Consider the following 20,912-nt stretch of genomic DNA (forward strand, 5'->3'; position numbering starts at 1 on the left):
CGTGAATTGAGATCTGTAGCCTCTCAATCGTGGAGCTGCGTCATCTGCGGTATTTCCAGGCGGTGGCCGAGGAGCTGCACTTCGGCCGCGCGGCCGACCGGCTCCACATGGCTCAGCCGCCGCTGTCCCAGCAGATCCGTCAGCTCGAGCGCGAGATCGGCACCGACCTGTTCGTGCGCACCACCCGCAGCGTGGAATTGACCCCCGCCGGCGAGGCGTACCTGGCCCGGGTGGTGCGCATCCTCGACGCCGTCGACAGCGCCGCGGACCAGGCCCGCCGGATCGGAGACGGCGTGGAGGGTCATCTGGCGATCGGATGCGTCGGCTCGGCGACCTACTCGCTGCTGCCGCGACTGGTCCGCGCGCTGGGCGAGGCGCTGCCGGAGGTCGACGTCAGTGTCCGCGGTGAGATGCTCGCCCCCGCCCAGCTCGCCGCGCTGCGGACCGGAGAGATCGACCTCGCGCTGCTGCGGCCACCGGTCGACGATCCCGACATCTCCGCCGAGCCGATCCGGCGCGACCGCCTGCTGATCGCGCTGCCGGCCGACCACCCGTTGGCCGACCACGACGAACTCGACATCGACGACCTGCGCGACGCGGACCTCATCGGCCACGCCGGCGGCGGCCGGTCGCGGATGAGTTCGTTGGTGACCACCCTGTGCGTACGGGCCGGTTTCACTCCCCGGGTCCGCCACGAGGTCGAGGAGACCTCGACGCTGGTGACGCTGGTGGCGGCCGGACTCGGCGTCGCGGTGGTCCCCGAACCGACCGCCGCCCTCGGGATCGGCGGTGTGGTGTACCGACCGCTTCGCGCGCAGCAGGCCTCGGTCGAACTGCTCGTCGGCTACCGGAGCGCCAACGTCTCACCGTTGATCGCCAACGCGATCCGGGTCGTGCGCGCCGCAGCAACCACCGCCACCACCTGACCACCCGCCCTACCCGCCCGACCCGCCCTACCCGCACGACAGCTTCCACCGTCCGTCGCGCGACACCACCAGCCCCTGCAGTTCGAGGTTCGCCAACGGACCCAGAACCTGGCGGGCCGGCAAACCGGATGCGACCGCGACCTCGTCGGCGGTGCGCCCACCACGCCGCGGCAGCGCGTCGTACACGCGCTTCTCGGTGTCGCTGAGCTCGTCCAGCGGTGAGGTCGGCCGCTGCTCGTCGAGCGCCAATTCGCCGATACGGCCGACATATTCGACGACCTCATCGGCACGCGTCACAATCCGGGCACCCTCGCGCAGCAACACATGGCAGCCGACCGACGCCGCGGACGTGACCGGCCCGGGCACCGCGCACACCGGGCGTCCCAAGCCACGCGCCCACGCCGCGGTGTTGGCCGCACCGCTGCGGGCCCCGGCCTCGACGACCACCGTCGCCCCGGCCAACGCGGCCACCAACCGGTTGCGGGTCAGGAAGCGGTGGCGCGCGGGCCGAGTCCCCGGCGGATACTCGCTGAGCACCAGGCCGTGTTCGGCGATACGCCGCAACAGCGCGGTGTGCCCGGCCGGATACGGCACGTCGATCCCGCCGGCGAGCACCGCGACCGTCGTCCCCTCGGCGGCCAGGGCCGCGCGGTGCGCCGCCCCGTCGATGCCGTACGCACCGCCGGAGACCACCGCGACCTCGCGTTCCACCAGACCGGAGGCGAGGTCGGCGGCGGCGAACTCCCCGTACGCCGTCGAAGCCCGGGTACCGACCAACGCCGCCGCCCGGTAGGCGACCTCGTCGAGAAGGGCAGGACCGATCGCCCACAACACCATCGGCGCATGCGCCTGCGACCGCATCCGGTCGGGCACACCGCCGAACCCGGTGAACGCCAGTAGCGGCCACTCGTCATCGTCGGCGGTGAGCAGCCGCCCACCCAACCGCTGCAGTATCTCGAGATCCGCTGCTGTGGAGTCGATCTCGCGGCGCGCTTCGGCGATGCTGTTGACCTGCTCCCCCGCCTCCCCGCGGCGTACCCGCTCGGCGGCCTCGACGGCCCCCACCCGCGATACCAACCCGGCCAACGCCGGACATGGCGGTTCGACCACCCGCGACAGGTAGGCCCACGCCAAGGCCACATCGTCGGTCATCTCGCCCTTCCTCCCTGCCGGAAACTCAGCGCGGTGGTGATGTCCTCCAGCACCGGCGACGTGCGCCCGGCCAGATCCGCCAGCGTCCACGCGACCCGCAGCGTGCGATCCATCCCCCGGAGGCTGAGCGTTCCGCGGGCAGCAGCCACGTCCAGCGGTTTCATGGTTTCCGGCGGCAACCGGAATTTGCGGCGCAGAAGCGAGCCACTGACCTCGACATTGGTGCGAATACCGTACGGCCGCCACCGCTCGGCGGCGGCGTCGCGCGCGGCGGCCACCCGGGCCCTGACGACGGCGGTGGATTCGCCGTCCTCGGCGGTGGTGACACCCGCCCGCAGAGAATGCATCTGGATGTCCAGATCGACCCGGTCGAGCAACGGGCCGGACAGCTTGCCGAGGTAGCGCCGCTTCTCCAGCGCACCGCAGACACAGTCACGCGGATCAGGGCGGGCGCACGGACACGGATTCGCCGCCAACACCAGCTGGAACCGCGCCGGATAGCACGCCACACCGTCTCGGCGGGCGATGCGAATCTGGCCGTCTTCCAACGGTGTCCGCAGCGCCTCGAGCACCGGCGTGGCGATCTCGGCGCACTCGTCGAGGAACAGCACTCCGCGGTGGGCCCTGCTGACCGCGCCCGGCCGCGCCATCCCCGAACCGCCGCCCACCATCGCGGCCACGCTCGAAGTGTGATGGGGCGCCACGAACGGGGGCCGGGTGATCAGCGGTGTGCTGCTCGACAACAGCCCCGCCACCGAGTGGATCGCCGTGACCTCCAGCGCCTCGCTCTCCGCCAGAGGCGGCAACAGGCCCGGAAGACGTTGCGCAAGCATTGTTTTCCCGACTCCAGGAGGGCCGGTCAACATGAGGTGGTGCCCGCCGGCGGCGGCGACTTCGACGGCGAACCGGGCGTGACTCTGGCCGACCACATCGGCGAGATCGGCGGTTTCGCGCTGCACGGACGGAACCGAGTCGACCCGTGGTTCGAGCGATCCCTCACCTCTGATCCACGCGTGCAGATGGCGCAGATCGCGCACACCCCACACATCGATGCCGTCGATAAGACTCGCTTCGGGAAGGTTCTCGAAGGGAACGACAGCCGCGGGCCAACCCTCGCGTTTGGCGGCCGCGACGGCCGGCAGGATCCCCTTGACCGGACGGACCCGCCCGTCGAGCGCCAGTTCGCCCAGCAGCACTGTCTTTGCAAGGCGCGGCCAATCGTCCTTCGTCTGCGCCGCGAGCACGGCCAGTGCCAGTGCCAGGTCGTACACCGAACCCATCTTGGGCAGCGTCGCCGGCGACAACGCGAGGGTCAGTTTCGTATCCGGCCAGTCCTGCCGGCTGTTGGTGATCGCGGCGCGAACCCGGTCGCGGGATTCCTGCAGCGCCGTGTCGGGAAGCCCGACCAGACTCACGCTCGGCAGCCCGCCCGAGATGTCGGCCTCGATCTCGACGATGTGGCCGTCGAGTGCGCGCACCGCGACCGAGAACGCCCGCCCCACCGGCATCTACCCCACCCCCTGCACATGGGTGATCTCCGGTCTCGGGCTGCGGCCGATGCGCACGCCGACGACGTCGATGCGCACCCGCGCCCAGCTGCTGTGCTGGCCGGACAGCCACAGCCCGGTCAGCCGACGCAACCGGCGCACCTTCTGCGGCGTCACCGCGTACTCGACACCGCCGAACCGGTCGGTGGTACGGGTCTTCACCTCGACGAAGACCACCGTGCCAGTGGTGTCGTCGGCGGCGATCACATCCAGTTCGCCGTACCGGCACCGCCAGTTGCGCTCGAGCACCCGCAACCCCAGCGCCTGCAGGTGCTCGACCGCGAGCTGCTCGCCCAGCGCGCCGATTTCAGAACGGGTCATCGAAGTCATGTCCCGACCGTGCGGCAGAGCACCGACACCTCACCGGCTTCACCTCACCGCCATCCCCAAGTGCGAATTCATCCACAGACCCCCCGCCCCCCGGTTTCGGCGTCGTCAAAAAACGGGTACACGCCGGCATGTCCAACACGTCGGTACCCGGGGTAGCCCAGCGGGCGACCAACAGCGATGCGTTCGAATACACCGCGCGAGCGGGTTTCGCGGTCAGCGGGGTGCTGCACCTGCTGGTCGGATACCTCATCCTGCGGATCGCCTTCGGCGCCGGCGGCAACGCCGACCAGTCCGGAGCACTGGCCACGCTCGCCCAGCAGACCGGCGGCACGGTGCTGCTGTGGGTGGTCGCCATCGGGTTGTTCGCACTCGGGCTGTGGCGGATCGCCGAGGCGGTGATCGGCGCCAAGCCCGGCGAGGGCGGCGGTCGCCACGGTGACGACACCCCCGCGTGGAAGCGTGCCAAGGCCGTCGGGTTGGCGATCGTCAACTTCGCCATCGCGTTCTCCGCGGTGCGCTTCGCCACCGGCAGCGGGCAACAGAGCAGTCAGCAGAACTCGAGCCTCAGCGCGCAGATGATGCAGTCGGGGTGGGGTAAGGCGGTGCTGATCGCAGTCGGTCTCGGCCTGATCGCCGTCGGCGGCTACCACGTCTACAAGGGCGTGACCAAGAAGTTCTACAAGGATCTGCGCGTCTCGGGCGGCACGGCGGTCACCGCGGTCGGGGTGGCCGGCTACGCCGCCAAAGGCCTGGTCCTGGCCGGCGCCGGCCTGCTCGTCATCGTGGCGACCCTGCAGGCCGACCCCGCCAAGGCGAGCGGCTTCGACGCGGCGGTCAAGACACTCGGGCAGGCACCGTTCGGCAAATTCCTGCTGATCCTGGCCGCGGTCGGGGTGGCCGCGTTCGGCGCGTACAGCTTCGTGCGCGCCCGCCACGGCCGGATGTGACCGCGAGCTGAGAGCCCGGCTAAGAACCCATCGTCTCGAGCAGGGTCGCCAGTTGCACCGGGCTGACCGAGATCCCGCACTGGTTGCGCATGTCGGTGAGCGGACCGGCGATCCGCCGCAGGTCGAGGTATTCCCCGGGATGCGCGGTGAAGTAGGCCCGCACCGCGTCACGCGCCTGCTCCGGGGGTTGGGTGGCGGCGGCGGTCAGCACGTCGTTGGCACCGGGGTGGGCCTCGAGATACCCACTGGCCTCACCGAGCACGCCGCTGGCGGTGGAGGCCAGCCCGCTGGCCGTGCACGGCGCCGCAGAAGCGACCGGGGCCGCCGTCACCGAACCCACCAGAACCACGCCCAGCACTGCCGACCGCATCATTGCCCTCATCCGCCCATCCTCGGTGTCGCCGCGGGCCGGCCGCCCCCGGATGCTGGGGAACGTACCGCTGCGTGCGGGCGCCCGCGGCGTTGTGCAGAAATGGTCACCGGGGGTTGACGCCGTCGGGATTGCGTACAGCGGGGCGGTCGAGCGTCGCGAAGAGGTATGTTCATTAGGTTATCCTCAGCTAAAGAACGTGGATTGACCAGCAAAAACAAGGGAGAGGTCCGGTATGCGCGCACGGTGGAAGCGAATCGCCGCAGTGGTGTCGGCTGTTGCCGTGCTGGGCGGGTCCACCGCCTGCTCGAGTTCGGATGACGACGACGAACTTCTGATCTACAACGCCCAGCACGAGTCGCTGACCAAAGAGTGGATCGAGGCCTTCACCGAGGAGACCGGGATCAAGGTGACCTACCGGCAGGGCGGAGACACCGAGTTCGGCAACCAGCTCGTCGCCGAGGGCGCAGGCTCGCCCGCCGATGTGTTCCTCACCGAGAATTCACCGGCGATGGCCGCCGTCGAGCGCGCCGGGTTGTTCGCCGACCTCGACGCCGCAACCCTCGAGCAGGTTCCCGCGCAGTACCGCCCGTCCACCGGCAAGTGGACCGGAGTGGCTGCGCGCAGCACGGTTTTCGTCTACAACACGTCGCGCTTGCAGCCCGACCAGCTGCCGAAGTCGCTGCTGGATCTGCAGCAGCCGCAGTGGAAGGGACGCTGGGGCGCGCCGCCGCCGAAGGCCGACTTCCAGGCCATTGTGTCGGCGCTGCTGCAGCTCGAGGGTGAACCCGCGACCGCGCAGTGGCTGGCCGGCATGAAGGCCAACGCCAAGCTCTACAGCGACAACATCGCCACGCTCAAGGCGGTCAACGCCGGCGAGGTCGACGGCGGCGTGATCTACCACTACTACTGGTACCGCGATCAGGCGAAAACCAAAGAGATCAGCGGTAATACGGCGCTGCACTACTTCAAGAACGAAGATCCCGGCGCGTTCGTGAGCCTGTCCGGCGGCGGCGTGCTGGCCTCCAGCGACAAGTTGGACCAAGCGCAGCAGTTCCTGACCTTCATCACCAGCCGGGCCGGCCAGGAGGTGCTCGAGAAGGGCACGTCGTTCGAGTACCCGGTCGCCAGCGGGGTCCCGGCGAATCCGGCTCTGCCACCGTTGGATTCGTTGCAGGCCCCGGAGGTCGACCCGTCGGACCTCAACGCCCAGCAGGTGACCGATCTGATGACGAAGGCTGGCTTGCTGTAGGTGGTCGCCGCTCCCCCTGTCTCACCTCCCGCGGCGCCTGCACCGCGGTCGCAGGGGACGCCCCGCCCGGGACCGCTGGTCTCGGTGACGGTGGCGATCCTGGTCGCGGCGACCTGTATCCCGCTGGGTTACGTGGTCTGGGCGGCATTTTCGGTCGGCTGGACGCGGGCCTATGAGCTGATCGTCCGCCCGCGGGTCGGTGAACTGCTCATCAACACCCTGGCGCTCGTGGCCATCACGGTGCCGCTCTGCGTGGTCATCGGGGTCGGTGTGGCCTGGCTGGTGGAACGCACCGACCTGCCCGGCCGCGCGCTGTGGCGCCCGCTGTTCGTTGCCCCGCTTGCGGTTCCGGCATTCGTCAACAGTTACGCCTGGCTCGGGGTCATCCCGTCGCTGCACGGGCTGGCGGGCGGCGTCCTGGTCACCACGCTGTCCTACTTCCCGTTCATGTACCTGCCCGTCGCGGCCACCATGCGCCGTCTCGACCCGGCCGTCGAAGAGTCGGCGAGGACGCTGGGATCCGGTCCGGCCGCGGTGTTCTTCCGCGTGGTGCTGCCGCAACTGCGGTTGGCCATCCTGGGTGGCGCTCTGCTCGTCGGAGTGCATCTGCTCGCCGAGTTCGGTGCGTTCGCGATGCTGCGCTTCGACACCTTCACGGTCGCGATCTTCCAGCAGTTTCAGGCCACCTTCGACGGCGCCGCGGGCAGCATGCTGGCCGGTGTTCTCGTCCTGCTGTGCCTGGCCCTGCTGATCGGTGAGGCGGCCGCGCGCGGCGGCGCCCGGTTCGCCCGGATCGGTTCGGGCGCACCGCGGCAGGCCGCTGTGGTCGGGTTGCGGGCGAGTCGGATTCCCGCGCTGGCCGGCCTGGCGACGCTGGCGGTGCTGTCGATCGGCGTCCCGGTCGGCACCATCATGCGGTGGCTGTGGCGCGGCGGAGCCGACGTGTGGATCGTCGACGAACTGTTCACCGCGCTGGGCCAGACCATCGGGCTGGCCACCGCCGCGGCCGTGGTGACCACGGTGCTGGCCTTCCCCGTCGCGTGGGTTGCGGTACGGTCCAGCGGTTTTCTGGCCCGCGCCGTCGAGGGCGCCAACTATGTGACCAGCTCGTTGCCCGGCATCGTCACCGCGCTGGCCCTGGTGACCGTCAGCATCCACTTCGCGCGTCCCCTCTATCAGAGCGTCTCGTTGATCGTGTTCGCCTATGTGCTGTTGTTCATGCCGCGCGCGCTGGTCAACGTCAGGGCCGGTCTCGCGCAGGTACCGGTCGGCCTCGAGGAGGCCTCCCGCTCGCTGGGCCGGTCACCGACGGCGACGTTCCTACGGGTGACTCTGCGCCTGACCGCACCGGCCGCGGCCGCCGGCGCGTCGCTCGTCTTCGTCGCGGTGGCAACGGAACTGACCGCCACCCTGTTGTTGGCGCCGACCGGAACCCGGACGCTGTCGATGCTGTTCTGGTCGTACTCCAGTGAACTGGATTACGCGGCCGCCGCCCCCTATGCGCTGACGCTGGTGCTGTTGGCGATTCCGGTCACGTTGCTGCTGTATCGGCAGTCGACGAAGGCGGCGGCGTTGTGAGCGTCGTGCAGACCCGGGGACTGGGCAAGTCGTTCGACGGGCACACCGTGCTCGACCACATCGATCTCGACCTGCCCGCGGGCACCATCACCGCGGTGGTCGGGGCATCGGGATGCGGTAAGACCACGCTGCTGCGGCTGATCGCGGGCTTCGAATCCCCCGACGCCGGAACGGTGACCGTCGCGGGCCGCCAGGTCGCGAGCCGGCAGCACTCGGTGGCACCGCACCGGCGTGCGGTCGGCTACGTCGCCCAGGACGGCGCTTTGTTCCCGCATCTGACCGTCGGCCAGAACATCGCGTACGGGTTGGCGGGCTCACCCCGGCGGGCGGCGGTCCGCGCCCGGGTCGACGAGCTGCTCGAGACCGTCTCGCTGGATCCCTCCTACGCCACGCGCCGCCCGCATCAGCTGTCCGGGGGTCAGCAGCAGCGGGTCGCACTGGCCCGGGCGCTGGCCCGCCAGCCGGCCGTCATGCTGCTCGACGAGCCGTTCAGCGCGCTCGACACCGGGCTGCGGGCCGCCACCCGAAAAGCCGTGGCACACCTGCTCAGAGAGGCGGGGGTGACCTCGCTTCTGGTGACCCACGACCAGGAGGAGGCGCTGTCGATCGCCGACCAGGTGGCGGTCATGCGCGACGGGCGCTTCACCCAGCTCGGGCCGCCGCTGCAGGTGTACCGCCGTCCCAGCGACCACTTCACCGCGGCGTTTCTCGGCGACTGCATCACGCTGCCCTGCACGGTCACCGGCGGTATCGCCGACTGCGCGCTGGGACAGGTGCCGGTGGACGGCGTTTCGGCATCCGGCGCCGCGACACTACTGCTGCGACCCGAACAACTGGTGGCGACAGTGGTCTCCGACGCCGAACGCCGCGACGCCACCGGCACCGTGCTGGCAGTCGAGTTTCTCGGTCACGACGTCCTGCTCACCATCGACCCGGACGGCGACACCGAGCCGATCGTCGTGCGCCAACACAGCCTCGACCCACCCGCGGTGAACGCCAAGGTGCACATCGACGTGGTGGGCAGCGGGGTCGTGCTGCCATGAACCGGCTGCTCGACCATCTGCACCGGTCCGGCGAACGCATTGCGGTCCATACCGATTCGCAACACCTGTCCTACGTCGATCTGGCCGCGCGTGTGCAGACCGCGGCATCGACCTACGGCGACGGGCGTCGGCTGGTGCTGCTGGAGACCCGCAACGACGTCGCCACACTGGTGCACTACCTCGGGGCGCTGGCGGGCGGGCACGTCGTGCTGCCGGTACCCGCCGGGCGCGACCACACCGCGGTGCTGCAGACCTACGACCCCGACATCGCGGTCAGCGACGGCGAGGTGCACCACCGCCACGACACCGCGGCCCACCGGTTGCACCCCGACCTGGCGATGCTGCTGTCGACCTCGGGCAGCACCGGTTCCCCGAAGCTGGTCCGGCTCTCGTACACCAACCTGCTCAGCAACGCTCACGCCATCTCCGACTACCTGACCATCACCGAAAACGATGTCGCCGCAACCACTCTGCCGATGTCGTACTGCTACGGACTGTCCGTCGTCAACAGCCACCTCCTCAGCGGAGCCGGACTCCTGCTGACCGACCTGTCGGTGACCGACGAACGGTTCTGGGAGTCGTTCCGCCACCACCGTGCCACCTCGTTCGCCGGTGTTCCCTACACCTTCGAACTGCTCGAGCGGCTCGAGTTCGATCGACTCGACCTCCCCGACCTGCGCTACATCACCCAGGCCGGCGGACGGATGGCACCCGAGCGGGTGCGCCGGTTCGCCGAATACGCCGACGCGGCCCGGTGGCAGCTGTTCGTGATGTACGGAGCCACCGAGGCGACAGCCCGGATGGCCTACCTGGCACCGGAACTCGCGCTGACACGCCCGGCCGCGATCGGAACACCCATCCCCGGCGGTGCGTTCACCGTCGACCCCCTGCCCGAGGGCACCGACGACACCGTCGGCGAACTGGTCTACCGCGGCCCGAACGTGATGCTGGGATACGCCCGCGGGCCGGCCGATCTGGCGCTGGGCAAGACCGTCGATGCCCTGCACACCGGCGACCTGGCGCGACGTGCCCCCGACGGCCTCTACGAAATCGTCGGACGCACCAGCAGATTCGTGAAGATGTACGGGCTGCGTATCGACCTGCAGCGGGTGGAAACCGCGTTGAGCGCGGCGGGGATCAGCGCATTCTGCGCCGACGCCGAGGACCGCCTGGTCGTCGCCGCCAGAACCCAAGAGGTCGGCGGCGTACAGCAGATCGCGGCCGAGGCCGCGGGGGTACCGGCGTCGGCGGTGTGCGCCGTCGCCGTCGACGAACTGCCGCTGCTGACCTCCGGCAAGCCGGATTACCCGGCGGTGCGGGCGCTGGCCCGCGCGCCGTCGCAATCGTCGGCCACCACGGTGCGTGATCTGTTCGCCGATGTCCTGCAACTGGGCGCCACCGGTATCGACCCCGACGCCAGCTTCGTCGACCTCGGCGGCAACTCGCTGACCTACGTCACGACCTCGGTGCGCCTGGAGCGCGTACTGGGCCGGCTGCCCGCCGACTGGCCGCAGCGGCCGGTGCGCGACCTCGAGGCGATGGAGAAACCGGCGCGGTCGCGCCGATCCTGGGCCGCAACCATGGAAACCAGTGTGGCGCTGCGGGCCGCGGCCATCGTGTTGATCGTCGGCTCGCACGCCGAACTGTTCGAGCTGTGGGGCGGCGCGCACATCCTGCTCGGTATCGCCGGCTACAACTTCGGCCGGTTCTGTCTGACCCGCCGCCCCCGCACCGACCGGGTTCGGCACCTGCGCAACACGATCGGCTGGATCGCGGTGCCGTCGGTGCTGTGGGTCGCTCTCACACTGCTGCTCACCGACCACTACACGTGGACGAACCTGCTGCTGGCCAACAAGATCCTCGGCCCGCACGACAGCATGACCGCGGGCCGGCTGTGGTTCGTCGAAGTGCTGGTGTGGACGCTGGTCGCGCTGGCGCTGGTGTTCTGGTCACCGGCGATGGACCGCGTTGAGCGACAACGTCCTTTCGCGCTCGCGGTGGTGTTCCTGGTGGTCGGGCTGGCGCTGCGCTACGACGCGCTGAGCCTCGACATGGGCCGCGACGCGTGGTTCACGATGTTGGCGTTCTGGTTCTTCGCGATCGGGTGGGCGGCGTCGAAGGCCACCACACCACTGCAGCGGGTGCTGTTGACCGCGGTACTCGCGGTGGCGCTGCACGGCTACTTCGACAGCCTCACCCGCGAACTGCTGGTGTTCGGCGGCCTGGCGCTGGTGATGTGGCTGCCCACGATCCGCTGTCCGGCCGCACTGACCGCGGCGGCCGGTGTGCTCGCCGAAGCATCGCTGTACACCTATCTGGTGCACTACCAGGTGTACGCGCTGTTCCCGGGTGACCCGTTGATCGGCGTGCTGGCCTCGCTGGCCGTCGGCATCCTGCTCACGCAGCTGGTGACCGTGGCGCGGCACCGCCTGCGCGTCCGGCGCACCGAGCGGCGCAGGACCCTCACTCCCGCTCCGCGATGAGGCCTTCCTGGGCCACCGTCGCCGCGGTGACGCCGTCGGCGCGGATCAGCGCGCCGGTCACGACGCCTCGTCCCCTGGCGGCCGCCGGCGAGGTCGTCTCCAGCAGATTCCACTCGTCGGCGCGCACCGGGTGGTGAAACCAGATCGACGAATCGGTGGTGCCGCTGCGGTGGGTCCGCCCCGCCATCGAGTGCCCGTGCACCTGCAGCGCCGGATCGATCATGTAGACGTCGCAGACGTAGACCGCGACCAGCGTGTGCAGCGCGGCGTCCTCGGGTAGCGGTACCGTCGCGCGCCACCACAACCGGCGCACGAACTGACCCGACGACTCGTCGTCGGCGATGCGGATGTCGAGTTCGGCCAGCGGCATCGACGGCGCCGGACCGGCGGGCCCGGTCTGTGGCAGCGACTCCGGTTTCGGCTCGGCGACGGCCCGCCGTCCGTGCTCGGGTCCGCGGGCCGGCGTCGCGAACGACACGGTGGCCGCGGTCAGTAACCGGTCCTGCTGGTGCGACTCGATGCGCCGCGCCGACGACGTGCGCCCGTCGAAGATCCGTGTGACGATGTAGTCGACGTCGTCGCCCGCTTCGCCGCCGCGCAGGAACTGCAGGTGCATGTTGGTGGGCATCCGGTCGGGTTCGACGCTGCGCCATGCTGCGGCCAGGCTCTGGGCCATGAACTGCCCGCCGTAGGCCCGTTTTCCCGCCGGGCCGCTGGCCGGACCGACCCACCGATCCGCGGCCGCGCCGGGACGCACGTCCAGAAGCGTGAGCAGCACGCTCACAAGGGCAGTCCCGTCGCCACGGTGCCGGCCCGGACCAACGCGTCGACCTGTTCACCGGACAATCCGAGCCAGTCGCCCAACACACCCGCGGTGTCATCACCGAGCGCCGGCGCGGCGACGGCCGGCGGGTACTGCCCGGCGATCGAGATCGGCAGTCCGGGAGCGAGATACGTACCGATCCGCGGTTGCTCCAACGTGCTGAACAACGGGTTGTCGGTCACCTTCGGCGCGACGGCAGCCTCGGCGAATGAGCGATAGCGCTCCCACAGCACCGACGACGACGACAGCGCCGCCGTGATCTCGTCTGCGGTGTGGGCGCTGAACCATTCACCGAACAAGCCGGACAGCGCCTCGCGGTGCTCGTACCGCTGCCCCTCGTCGGTGAAATCGGCATTGAGCGACTCCGCGAGCGCGGCAACGGCTTTCGTCGTACCGGTCAGCTCGGCCAGGTCACCGAAGTGCCGGCCCGTCAGCGCGACCACCATGAACGCGGCCCCGTCGCTGCTGACGAAGTCCTGACCGTACTGGCCGTACACCGAGTTGCCGATGCGTTCGCGGGCGGTGCCGTTGACCATCACCTCGGTGAAGAACCCGAGATTGCCGGCGGTGGCCAGCGCGACGTTCTCCAGGGGGATGGCGATCCGTTGGCCTTCACCGGTCGTATCGCGGTGCCGCAGCGCGGTCACCACCGCCAGCGCGGTGTAGATCCCGCAGGACACGTCCCAGGCCGGCAGCACGTGGTTCACCGGTGCCGCGAGTTCAGCCGGTCCGGTCACCATCGGGAAGCCGACCCCGGCGTTCACGGTGTAGTCCACGCCGGTGCCGCCGTCGGCGCGTCCTGATACCTCGACGTGGATCAGGTCGGGCCGCATCTCGCGCAGCGTGTCGTACGAATGCCATTGCCGTCCCGCGACATTGGTGATCAGCACACCGCTGCCGGCGATCAGCCGCTGGACGAGCGCCTGTCCCTGCTCCGACCGCATGTCCGCGGCCACCGACCGCTTCCCCTTGTTCAGGCCCGCCCAGTAGATGCTTTCGCCGCCGTCGGTGACCGGCCAGCGGCGGTAGTCGGCGGCACCGCCGATCGGGTCGACGCGCGTCACCTCCGCGCCCAGCTGCGCCAGCGTCATCCCGGCCAGCGGTACGGCGACGAAGCTGGAGATTTCCACGATGCGCACACCGGCCAGTGGGCGGGCCGGGCTGGGTGTCTCGGTCGTCGGGGTCATCGCGCACAGTCTAAGCAGCCAGGTTCGCGGGCCGAACGGCCGTGCTTCACACCAGTTCGATGGCCTCGGCGATCGACGGCAGCACCCGGCTGGCCCGGAACGGGTAACGTTCCACGTCCTCCACGCTCGTCGACCCGGTCAGCACCAGGATCGTCTCAAGGCCCGCCTCGATGCCGGCGACGATGTCGGTGTCCATCCGGTCGCCCACCATGATCGTGCTCTCGGAGTGGGCCTCGATGCGGTTGAGCGCGCTGCGGAACATCATCGGGTTCGGCTTGCCGACGAAGTAGGGTTCTCGTCCGGTGGCCTTGGTGATCATCGCGGCGACCGACCCGGTGGCCGGCAGCGGACCTTCCGCGGACGGCCCCGTGACGTCGGGGTTGGTGGCGATGAACCGGGCGCCGCCGAGGATCAACCGGATGGCCTTGGTGATCGCCTCGAAGGAATAGGTGCGGGTTTCGCCGAGCACGACGAAGTCCGGTTCGATGTCGGTCAGCGTGTAGCCCGCCTCGTGCAGCGCGGTGGTCAGCCCGGCCTCACCGATCACGTAGGCCGACCCGCCGGGCAACTGGTCGCCGAGGAACGCCGCGGTCGCCAACGCCGACGTCCAGATCGACTCCTCCGGCACCGACAGACCGGACCGGCGCAGACGGGCCGACAGGTCGCGCGGCGTGAAGATCGAGTTGTTGGTCAGCACCAGGAACGGCCGCTGCAGTTCGGCAAGGCGCTGCAGGAAGTCCGCGGCGCCGGGCAGCGCGTGTTCCTCGCGGACGAGCACGCCGTCCATGTCGGTGAGCCAGCACTTCGGTGTGTCGCGCACCCGTCCAGTCTGTCAGTTCATCGGCATGTCCGGCATCTCTACGCTGCAGCGGGCCCGGAAGTCGGCCGCCGCCTGCCGGACCGCGCGTAGTTCGTCACGGACGCGGGGATTGGCATCCATGTAGGCCTGGATCTCAGCCGTCATCTGCTCCCGCGACTTGCCCTTGAGCCCGGTGAAGAACGCGTTCACCTCCGGATGGGTGAACAGGTACGACGAAGTGCCTGCCGACACACCCGCCATCACCCCCGCGAGGTCGGCGGCCGTGCAGTTCGGCGGATCGGCGGCGGCGGTTCCGGCAGCGCCGAACAGAGCCGCAGCGACTACCGCGGCCGCCCCAAATACCCTCGGTGACAACATTTTCGGACTCCTTGCTCGATGTGACGGACGGCGTAGGAAGCTCAGCGGGGACCTATGCCGCCACCGCCGCCACCGCCGGGGCGGCCAGGGCGACCGATGTCAATGCCGGGTGGCCCGGGATCGACGATGATGTCGAGTCCCCAGTCGTCGCTGCAGTACCAGGGGTCGGGACAATAGCCCGGATAGGCGGGGCCGGCCTGTGGGGCGTCGGGGCCGCCACCGCGAACCGACCCCTGGGCGCACACCGTGGCAGCGCCGGCGTTCGTGCAATCCGCGGACGCGACGGGCGCGAGTCCGATCGGCACCAGTGCCACAGACAGACCCGTCAACACCCAGCGGTATAGCCGTTTCATCGTCGACTCCCTCCTCGACAATGCGACGGATCACCGCAATGCGATTGCTGACAGGTACCGGCAGCGTAAATCTGCGAACCGGGAAGCGACGCGAATTGGACATTTCCGTTCGATAATTCGGCCTCACCACCATTCGCATACCGGATAGATCGACTACCTAAAATGGATTTGTTTGAAAACGCACGAGGTGACGGTCGAACGAAGGTTTTCCTCGCCTAACAGGCGCCGTCGACCCGCGCGGGACGTCGCGGTAGTTGGCGCAGTGTGTTCGGTAAACGAAATGGCTTCCGTCTCCAACGGTCGGTGCTACTGTCCCGGCACGCCGGCTGAACGGAGGGGTGTCCATGGCACCGAACGATCAATGGACGCGTCCGGCCGCAATGGCAATTCCCGAGGAGGGATATCTGGAATTCGAGCGCGGCCGCTACGGACCGGTGTTTCCCAGGACACCAGCCTGCTACGGCTTCTCGATCATCGCCAAGGTGAAGGACGGCCGCGAAGAAGCGGTACGCGCATACGGAAAACAGATCGAGGAGGCGATCGCCGCCAGCCCCGACGTGCTCGCTCCGCTGCGCCTGCACTACCTGCGCTGGGTGCTGTTCGACGTGGGCTCCGGGCTGCACTTCCAATATCAGGGCATCTTCGACACCGACTTCGACAAATACACCGAAGACGCCGTTCGACTGTTCGGCCAGACGGGTATCACCACGGTGTTCACCAATCTCGAGGGCTTCCCGGACGATTGGCGGGAGAACCCCGACGCGTTCGTGAAGTTCGTTCGCGAGCACCATGTGCCGAGCTTTCTGGAGTACGGCGAATACCCGTACGTCACCGCCGACGAGATCAAGAAGGCATTGCGGTTGAAGGCGGCCTTCTCGGACATGCTCGACCAGATGCAGTGACGGACCGACGGTGAACACCTCGGACGCCGAAGCGGTCCTAGCCACTGTGCTCCGGTACATCGCAGGCTTCAACCGCGGTGACATCGACGCGATGGCAGAGGCTTTCGACCCGTCGGGGGTGATCCTCGACGGGATGCCACCGCATGTCTGGCTGGGGCCGTCGGCCTCGCAGGACTGGTACCGAGATGTCGCATCGGAATCGGCGCACACGGGTGCCTCGGAATACCAAGTCAGCCTCGGTGATTCTCTGCACAGTTCCGTCAGCGGCGATCACGCCTATATCGTTCTGCCGGCTTCGATGACCTTCACTCTCCGTGGGACGCCGGTCACACAGCTCGGTGCATTCTTCACCGCGGCGCTTCGTCGCCTCGACGGCGAGTGGCGGATCTCCGCCTGGGCGTGGACCAAAGGGCGGCGGGCAGCGTGATCGCCGACCAGACCGTCCTCGAACTCGACGACATCCAGCACATCCTGCTGACTCGGACCCCCGCGCTCACGGGACGCTACGAGTTCCTGTCGTTCGATACGCCTACCGGCGGACGCACCTGGCTGGCCGCGCTGCTGGACAAAGTCCAGTCAGCCGCCGACGCGCACGCGACAATGGGCGACTCCGACCGTTGGGTCACCGTCGCCTTCACCTGGCGCGGGCTGCGGTCGCTCGGTGTGCCCGAGGAGTCGCTGGCCACGTTCCCCGACGAGTTCCGCGAAGGTATGGCCGCGCGTGCCGACATCCTGGGTGATATCGGCGACTGTGCGCCACAGAACTGGGTCGGAGGGCTCGCGGACGACGACCTGCATGCGATCGCAATTCTTTTCGCCCGGACCGACGACCAGTGTCGGCGTTCGATCGACGAACACGACAAGCTCCTCAACCGAACCGACGGGGTCCGCAGCCTTTCTCACCTCGATTTGAACGCGACACCGCCGTTCAACTACGCCCACGACCATTTCGGGTTTCGGGACCGCCTGTCCCAGCCGGTGATGGAGGGCTCCGGCGAGCAACCGACACCGGGGTCGGGCGGCCCGCTCAAGCCCGGTGAATTCATACTCGGCTACCCGGACGAGGACGGCATCCCCAGCGACCTTCCGCAGCCGGCAGTCCTGTCGCGCAACGGAAGCTATCTGGCCTACCGCCGCCTGCAGGAGCACGTGGCGTTGTTTCGTGATTATCTGCGCGAGAACACCGACACCGCGGCCGACGAGGAGCTCTTGGCCGCGAAGTTCATGGGACGCTGGCGCAGCGGTGCGCCGCTCGTCCTGGCGCCCGAAAATGACGATCCCGAACTCGGTGCAGATCCGTTGCGCAACAACGACTTCAATTACAAGGAGATGGATCCGTTCGGTTACGCCTGCCCGCTGGGGTCCCACGCACGGCGTCTCAACCCCCGCGATACCGCCCACAACATGAACCGCCGCCGGATGATCCGCCGCGGCGCCACCTACGGTCCCGCACTCGCTGACGGCGCTCCCGATGACGGTGTCGACCGGGGCATCGCGGCGTTCATCATCTGCGCCAGCCTGGTCCGTCAGTTCGAGTTCGCCCAGAACGTGTGGATCAACGACAAGACGTTTCACGAACTCGGCAACGAGCACGACCCCATCTGCGGAAGTCAGGACGGCACACTCGAGTTCACCATCCCTCGCCGCCCGATCCGCAAAGTACTCAAAGGGCTTCCAGCGTTCACCACATTGAAGGGCGGGGCCTACTTCTTCCTTCCCGGGATCGCCGCCCTGCGCTATCTGGCGGGCTTGACGTGAGCGGCGCCAGGACCTACAACCAGCAACACGTCGCACGCGAACACGACGGGCGCAGGCGGATCAGCATCTACTGGACTTGGAGCTATCCGTGGGAGGCGCAGCGCGATCCCGCCGAAATGTACAACCGCTTCTCGACGATGACCGAAGTGCGCAACGCGTTGTGGCCCAGCTATGAGCAGCCGGCATACGATGCGGCCCACTTCCTGCAGGGCATCGCCGGCACCCTCGAGTTGTTCCACCGGTCTACGCTGGCCTTCCAGCGCTTGGCAGGCGAGACGACCGGTCATCCGGTCGCGGTCTTCCAGCGCATCGACCAGGCCGGCTACCGGCAGCCGATCGACGAGCGCGTTCTCGCCGACACCGACACCCTGATGGTGTTCGGCCTCGACCACCTGCTGTCCCAGCAGGAGGTGGACCTCGCGGAGGTGGAGGCGGTCGAGCAGTGGCTGCGCCGCGAACACACCTGCCTTCTGCTGGCCCCTCATCATGACGTCGGCTTCAGCGACGACTATGCGCAACGGCAGATGGAGTTTTCACACCACGGTGACCCGCTGGTGCCCCGCCAGCAGCGCTTCGGTCATTACACGCGGTCGCTGATGACGGCCCTCGACGTGCCCGTCCACAACACCTGGGGGCTCCGTCCCGCCGTCGTCCCGGGCACCCGGGACATCGCTCCGCTGACCGCGATCCGGGATCTGGACGGCGTCCGGTTACTCGACAACGTCACCACCTTCAACTTCCACCCGCACCTTCCGCATTACGACCTCACCGTCGCGGAAAGCGACGCGGTCCGGGTGCTCGGCAGGCAACGGGTCGATCCCGAACGGCCCCACCCGTTCACCGCCGACGGCAATTCCGAGTTCAACGCACTGATCTGGATGCCTCCGGCAGGTTCGCGGGCCGGTGACATCGTGCTCATCGACTCGACGCATTTCACCACGCTTTTCGGTGGAACCGACAGCCTTCGCAATCTCTGGCAAAACCTCGCAACCATGCCCTAGGAGTCACCATGTCGATCTCGAGAACCTCTGTCGGCCGCCCCATCCTGAGCACCGGCCTCGCCCTGTTGAGCGCGACAGCCATAGCGGTCGCGCCGATTGCGCCACTCCCGTCGGTCGCCACTCCGCCCCAGGTGGGTGTCGCGGCGCAACCAGCGCCGGCGTACCAGCTGACGGCCTCCATCGCCGACATCCTCCAGTTCCCGGCTCTGCGCGAATACATCATCAACCAGATCACCGACCTCGCCACGTGGGGTGTGGGATTCGCCGAAGCGGGAGCGAATCTGACCAGGGCGATCGGACTGCTTCCCGAGACATTACGGCTGCTCACCCAACAGTTGCTGTCATTGGATCTTCAGGGCGCGCTGACCACAATCGAAGAGGCGTTGGTCGGCACCGTCGCAGCGGTCGGATTGCCGATCCTGGATTCGATCATCACCGTGCGCGAACGCAACCTGGCCGTGCAACTGGCGATGCAGACGGCCGTTCCCGAGGCGGTCATCGGCTTCGGTGCAGCACTTTTCGGTGCTGTCGACGGCGTGCTGCGGGCCTCGATCGCCGGCGGTCAACAGGTTGTCGACGCGATCCTGACCCTCGACCTGGGGAACATCGTCGCCGCGTTCGTCGATGCCACGCGCGGCTTCTTCGGCTCGTTCGTGGAGGGCGGGCAGGACATCGTCGACGGAATCGTCTTCGTCCAACGGACGATCGCGAACGCACTGGCGACACCGCCCCCGCTGGTCACCGCCGGCGACGCGGAGCTGATGGGCTTCGCGCAGCGCTCAGCCGCCGAACCCGGCGACAACGCAATCAACACCGCGTCCTTGGCCGGCGCGTCGACTGACGACCACGGACCCGGAGCTGCCGAAACACCCGGTCCCGGTGAGGAGGACCCGACCGCGCCCGGTTCGGATGAGGACACGACCACCGAGCCCGCGCAGGAGGAAGAAATCGAGGTCGAGGATCCCGGCGACGACGCTCCGGATTCTGAACTCGCAGAGCAGGAGTCCGCACTACAAGACGAGGTGCCACAAGATCAGGGGCGGCAACCGGTGGACCAGCAAGCCCCGCCCCCGTCCGCGCCCGCGGCCGGCGCCGGTCCGGCTGCCGAGGCGCCCGACGCCGAGCCGGACGACACCGACACCGACACCGACACCGACACCGACTGACTAGCCGCCCGGCCCGTTCGGCCACTTCAGCAGTGAACCAGCGTCGACGCGGATGTGCTGGCCGGTGATGTAGCGGCTCTCGTCACTGGCCAGGAACACCCCGAGGTTGGCGATGTCCTCGGGTTCGACGTACGGGATCGGCATCGCCTGAAAGATCGTGAACAGCGGTTCGGCGTCCTCGCGTGCCGGCTGCTTGCCCTCGGCGGTCATGTCCGGCCGGAAGATGCTGTACATGCCGTCGTTCTGCAGCAGATGGGTGTTGCAGTTGGTCGGGTGGATGGCGTTCACGCGGATCATCCGCGGCGCCAGGTGCAGACACATCTCGTCGACGTACTCGATCACGATGCGCTTGCTCCACCCGTAGCCGGCACCGCCGGGGCCCATCGTCGGGTTGTCGGTGGTGCCGCGCATCATTCCCGCCGTCGACCCGGTCACGATGATCGACGCCCCGTCGGGCAGATGCGGGATGGCCACCGCGACGGTGTTCATCACACCGACGAGGTCGACGTCGGAGGCGTCGACGAACTGCATCGGATCGGGTTTGCCCATCGCCATCGGCAGGATCCCGGCATTGGCGACGACGATGTCGATCTTGCCGAGGTCGGCGACACCCGCTTCGACCGCGTCGCGCAGTTCGTGGCGCTCGCGGACGTCGGCCATCCGGGCCACCACCCGCCTGCCGGTCTCCTTGACCGCGCGCTCGGTCTCGGCCAGATCATCCGGTGTGGCAAGCGGATACGGGTTGGACTCGATCTGGCGGCAGATGTCAACCGCGATGATGTCGGCGCCCTCTTTGGCCATCGCAACGGCGTGCGCGCGGCCCTGCCCCCGCGCCGCGCCGGTGATGAACGCGACCTTACCTTCGAGTCGTCCGGCCATTGCCTACCTCCTTGAGATGTTGACTCTGCGGTGAGGGC

At 68.5% G+C, this 20,912-nt stretch carries 21 protein-coding genes; 11 read left to right on the forward strand and 10 right to left on the reverse strand.

The genetic code is table 11. From position 1 onward, the window contains the following. Window positions 1-29: 29 nt before the first annotated feature. Window positions 30-926 (forward strand): LysR substrate-binding domain-containing protein, encoded by an 897-nt coding sequence (locus BHQ18_RS00610; RefSeq protein ID WP_069411631.1) that lies wholly within the window; start codon window positions 30-32, stop codon window positions 924-926. 27 nt (window positions 927-953) lie between these two features. On the opposite strand, the gene dprA is transcribed toward BHQ18_RS00610, so the two are convergent. Genes dprA through BHQ18_RS00625 form a run of 3 tightly spaced genes read right to left on the reverse strand, consistent with a single transcriptional unit; the run spans window position 954 to window position 3,955 of the window. After that, entirely contained in the window at window positions 954-2,078 is a 1,125-nt protein-coding gene (gene dprA / locus BHQ18_RS00615; protein WP_069411632.1) for a DNA-processing protein DprA, read from the reverse strand. After that, window positions 2,075-3,586, reverse strand: coding sequence for a YifB family Mg chelatase-like AAA ATPase (locus BHQ18_RS00620; protein ID WP_069411633.1), 1,512 nt, complete (start codon window positions 3,584-3,586; stop codon window positions 2,075-2,077). Before BHQ18_RS00620 ends, dprA begins: the two co-directional genes overlap by 4 nt. Next, complete coding sequence (locus BHQ18_RS00625) at window positions 3,587-3,955, reverse strand: YraN family protein (protein WP_069411634.1); 369 nt, start codon at window positions 3,953-3,955, stop codon at window positions 3,587-3,589. It abuts the gene before it with no gap. Window positions 3,956-4,083: 128 nt separating this feature from the next. Between BHQ18_RS00625 and BHQ18_RS00630 the strand changes: the two genes are divergently transcribed. Next, window positions 4,084-4,902: a DUF1206 domain-containing protein gene (locus BHQ18_RS00630; protein ID WP_069411635.1), complete on the forward strand. Its 819-nt coding sequence runs from the start codon at window positions 4,084-4,086 to the stop codon at window positions 4,900-4,902. A 19-nt stretch (window positions 4,903-4,921) separates the two neighbouring features. On the opposite strand, the gene BHQ18_RS00635 is transcribed toward BHQ18_RS00630, so the two are convergent. Continuing rightward, window positions 4,922-5,284, reverse strand: coding sequence for a heme-binding protein (locus BHQ18_RS00635; RefSeq protein ID WP_069411636.1), 363 nt, complete (start codon window positions 5,282-5,284; stop codon window positions 4,922-4,924). A gap of 223 nt (window positions 5,285-5,507) precedes the next feature. Here BHQ18_RS00635 and BHQ18_RS00640 point away from each other — a divergent pair, with 223 nt between their 5' ends. The 4 genes from BHQ18_RS00640 to BHQ18_RS00655 are packed head-to-tail and all read left to right on the forward strand — an operon-like array spanning window position 5,508 to window position 11,628. Next, on the forward strand, window positions 5,508-6,524 hold the full coding sequence (locus BHQ18_RS00640) for an iron ABC transporter substrate-binding protein (protein ID WP_069411637.1): 1,017 nt from the start codon (window positions 5,508-5,510) through the stop codon (window positions 6,522-6,524). Further along, window positions 6,525-8,102 carry an ABC transporter permease gene (locus BHQ18_RS00645; protein ID WP_069411638.1) on the forward strand — a complete coding sequence of 526 codons (1,578 nt, stop codon included), beginning with the start codon at window positions 6,525-6,527 and terminating at the stop codon, window positions 8,100-8,102. Beyond that, window positions 8,099-9,145: an ABC transporter ATP-binding protein gene (locus tag BHQ18_RS00650; RefSeq protein ID WP_069411639.1), complete on the forward strand. Its 1,047-nt coding sequence runs from the start codon at window positions 8,099-8,101 to the stop codon at window positions 9,143-9,145. The genes BHQ18_RS00645 and BHQ18_RS00650 overlap by 4 nt, the downstream gene beginning before the upstream one ends. Next, window positions 9,142-11,628 (forward strand): AMP-binding protein, encoded by a 2,487-nt coding sequence (locus tag BHQ18_RS00655; RefSeq protein ID WP_069411640.1) that lies wholly within the window; start codon window positions 9,142-9,144, stop codon window positions 11,626-11,628. Before BHQ18_RS00650 ends, BHQ18_RS00655 begins: the two co-directional genes overlap by 4 nt. Here the strand turns inward: BHQ18_RS00655 and BHQ18_RS00660 are convergent. From BHQ18_RS00660 to BHQ18_RS28900, 5 genes are read right to left on the reverse strand one after another with little or no spacing between them, the layout of a single operon-like run. Continuing rightward, window positions 11,609-12,412, reverse strand: coding sequence for an acyl-CoA thioesterase (locus tag BHQ18_RS00660; RefSeq protein WP_069411641.1), 804 nt, complete (start codon window positions 12,410-12,412; stop codon window positions 11,609-11,611). The two genes, BHQ18_RS00655 and BHQ18_RS00660, sit on opposite strands and share 20 nt — an antisense overlap. Next, a complete protein-coding gene (locus BHQ18_RS00665; protein ID WP_069411642.1) occupies window positions 12,409-13,638 on the reverse strand; it encodes a CoA transferase in 1,230 nt (409 codons plus the stop codon). Before BHQ18_RS00665 ends, BHQ18_RS00660 begins: the two co-directional genes overlap by 4 nt. A gap of 46 nt (window positions 13,639-13,684) precedes the next feature. Next, window positions 13,685-14,425 (reverse strand): HAD-IIA family hydrolase, encoded by a 741-nt coding sequence (locus tag BHQ18_RS00670; RefSeq protein ID WP_372516625.1) that lies wholly within the window; start codon window positions 14,423-14,425, stop codon window positions 13,685-13,687. 45 nt (window positions 14,426-14,470) lie between these two features. Next, complete coding sequence (locus BHQ18_RS00675; protein WP_069411644.1) at window positions 14,471-14,815, reverse strand: heme-binding protein; 345 nt, start codon at window positions 14,813-14,815, stop codon at window positions 14,471-14,473. Between the two features lie 41 nt (window positions 14,816-14,856). Beyond that, entirely contained in the window at window positions 14,857-15,168 is a 312-nt protein-coding gene (locus tag BHQ18_RS28900; protein WP_084293808.1) for a hypothetical protein, read from the reverse strand. 344 nt (window positions 15,169-15,512) lie between these two features. Here BHQ18_RS28900 and BHQ18_RS00680 point away from each other — a divergent pair, with 344 nt between their 5' ends. The 5 genes from BHQ18_RS00680 to BHQ18_RS00700 are packed head-to-tail and all read left to right on the forward strand — an operon-like array spanning window position 15,513 to window position 19,995. Continuing rightward, window positions 15,513-16,070 carry a hypothetical protein gene (locus tag BHQ18_RS00680; protein WP_084293832.1) on the forward strand — a complete coding sequence of 186 codons (558 nt, stop codon included), beginning with the start codon at window positions 15,513-15,515 and terminating at the stop codon, window positions 16,068-16,070. Between the two features lie 10 nt (window positions 16,071-16,080). Continuing rightward, a complete protein-coding gene (locus tag BHQ18_RS00685; protein WP_069411646.1) occupies window positions 16,081-16,497 on the forward strand; it encodes a YybH family protein in 417 nt (138 codons plus the stop codon). Beyond that, window positions 16,470-17,828: a Dyp-type peroxidase gene (locus BHQ18_RS00690; RefSeq protein ID WP_234794038.1), complete on the forward strand. Its 1,359-nt coding sequence runs from the start codon at window positions 16,470-16,472 to the stop codon at window positions 17,826-17,828. The genes BHQ18_RS00685 and BHQ18_RS00690 overlap by 28 nt, the downstream gene beginning before the upstream one ends. Next, the gene (locus tag BHQ18_RS00695; protein WP_069411647.1) at window positions 17,825-18,829 is read left to right on the forward strand and encodes a hypothetical protein; all 1,005 of its coding nucleotides are present in this window, start codon (window positions 17,825-17,827) and stop codon (window positions 18,827-18,829) included. The genes BHQ18_RS00690 and BHQ18_RS00695 overlap by 4 nt, the downstream gene beginning before the upstream one ends. 8 nt (window positions 18,830-18,837) lie before the next feature. Continuing rightward, window positions 18,838-19,995, forward strand: coding sequence for an ICP22 family protein (locus BHQ18_RS00700; protein ID WP_131815640.1), 1,158 nt, complete (start codon window positions 18,838-18,840; stop codon window positions 19,993-19,995). Here the strand turns inward: BHQ18_RS00700 and BHQ18_RS00705 are convergent, their stop codons facing one another. After that, complete coding sequence (locus BHQ18_RS00705; protein WP_069411649.1) at window positions 19,996-20,874, reverse strand: mycofactocin-coupled SDR family oxidoreductase; 879 nt, start codon at window positions 20,872-20,874, stop codon at window positions 19,996-19,998. Window positions 20,875-20,912 lie beyond the last annotated feature (38 nt).

The sequence above is a fragment of the Mycolicibacterium flavescens genome (genome assembly GCF_001722335.1).
In the GTDB taxonomy this organism is placed as follows: domain Bacteria; phylum Actinomycetota; class Actinomycetes; order Mycobacteriales; family Mycobacteriaceae; genus Mycobacterium; species Mycobacterium flavescens.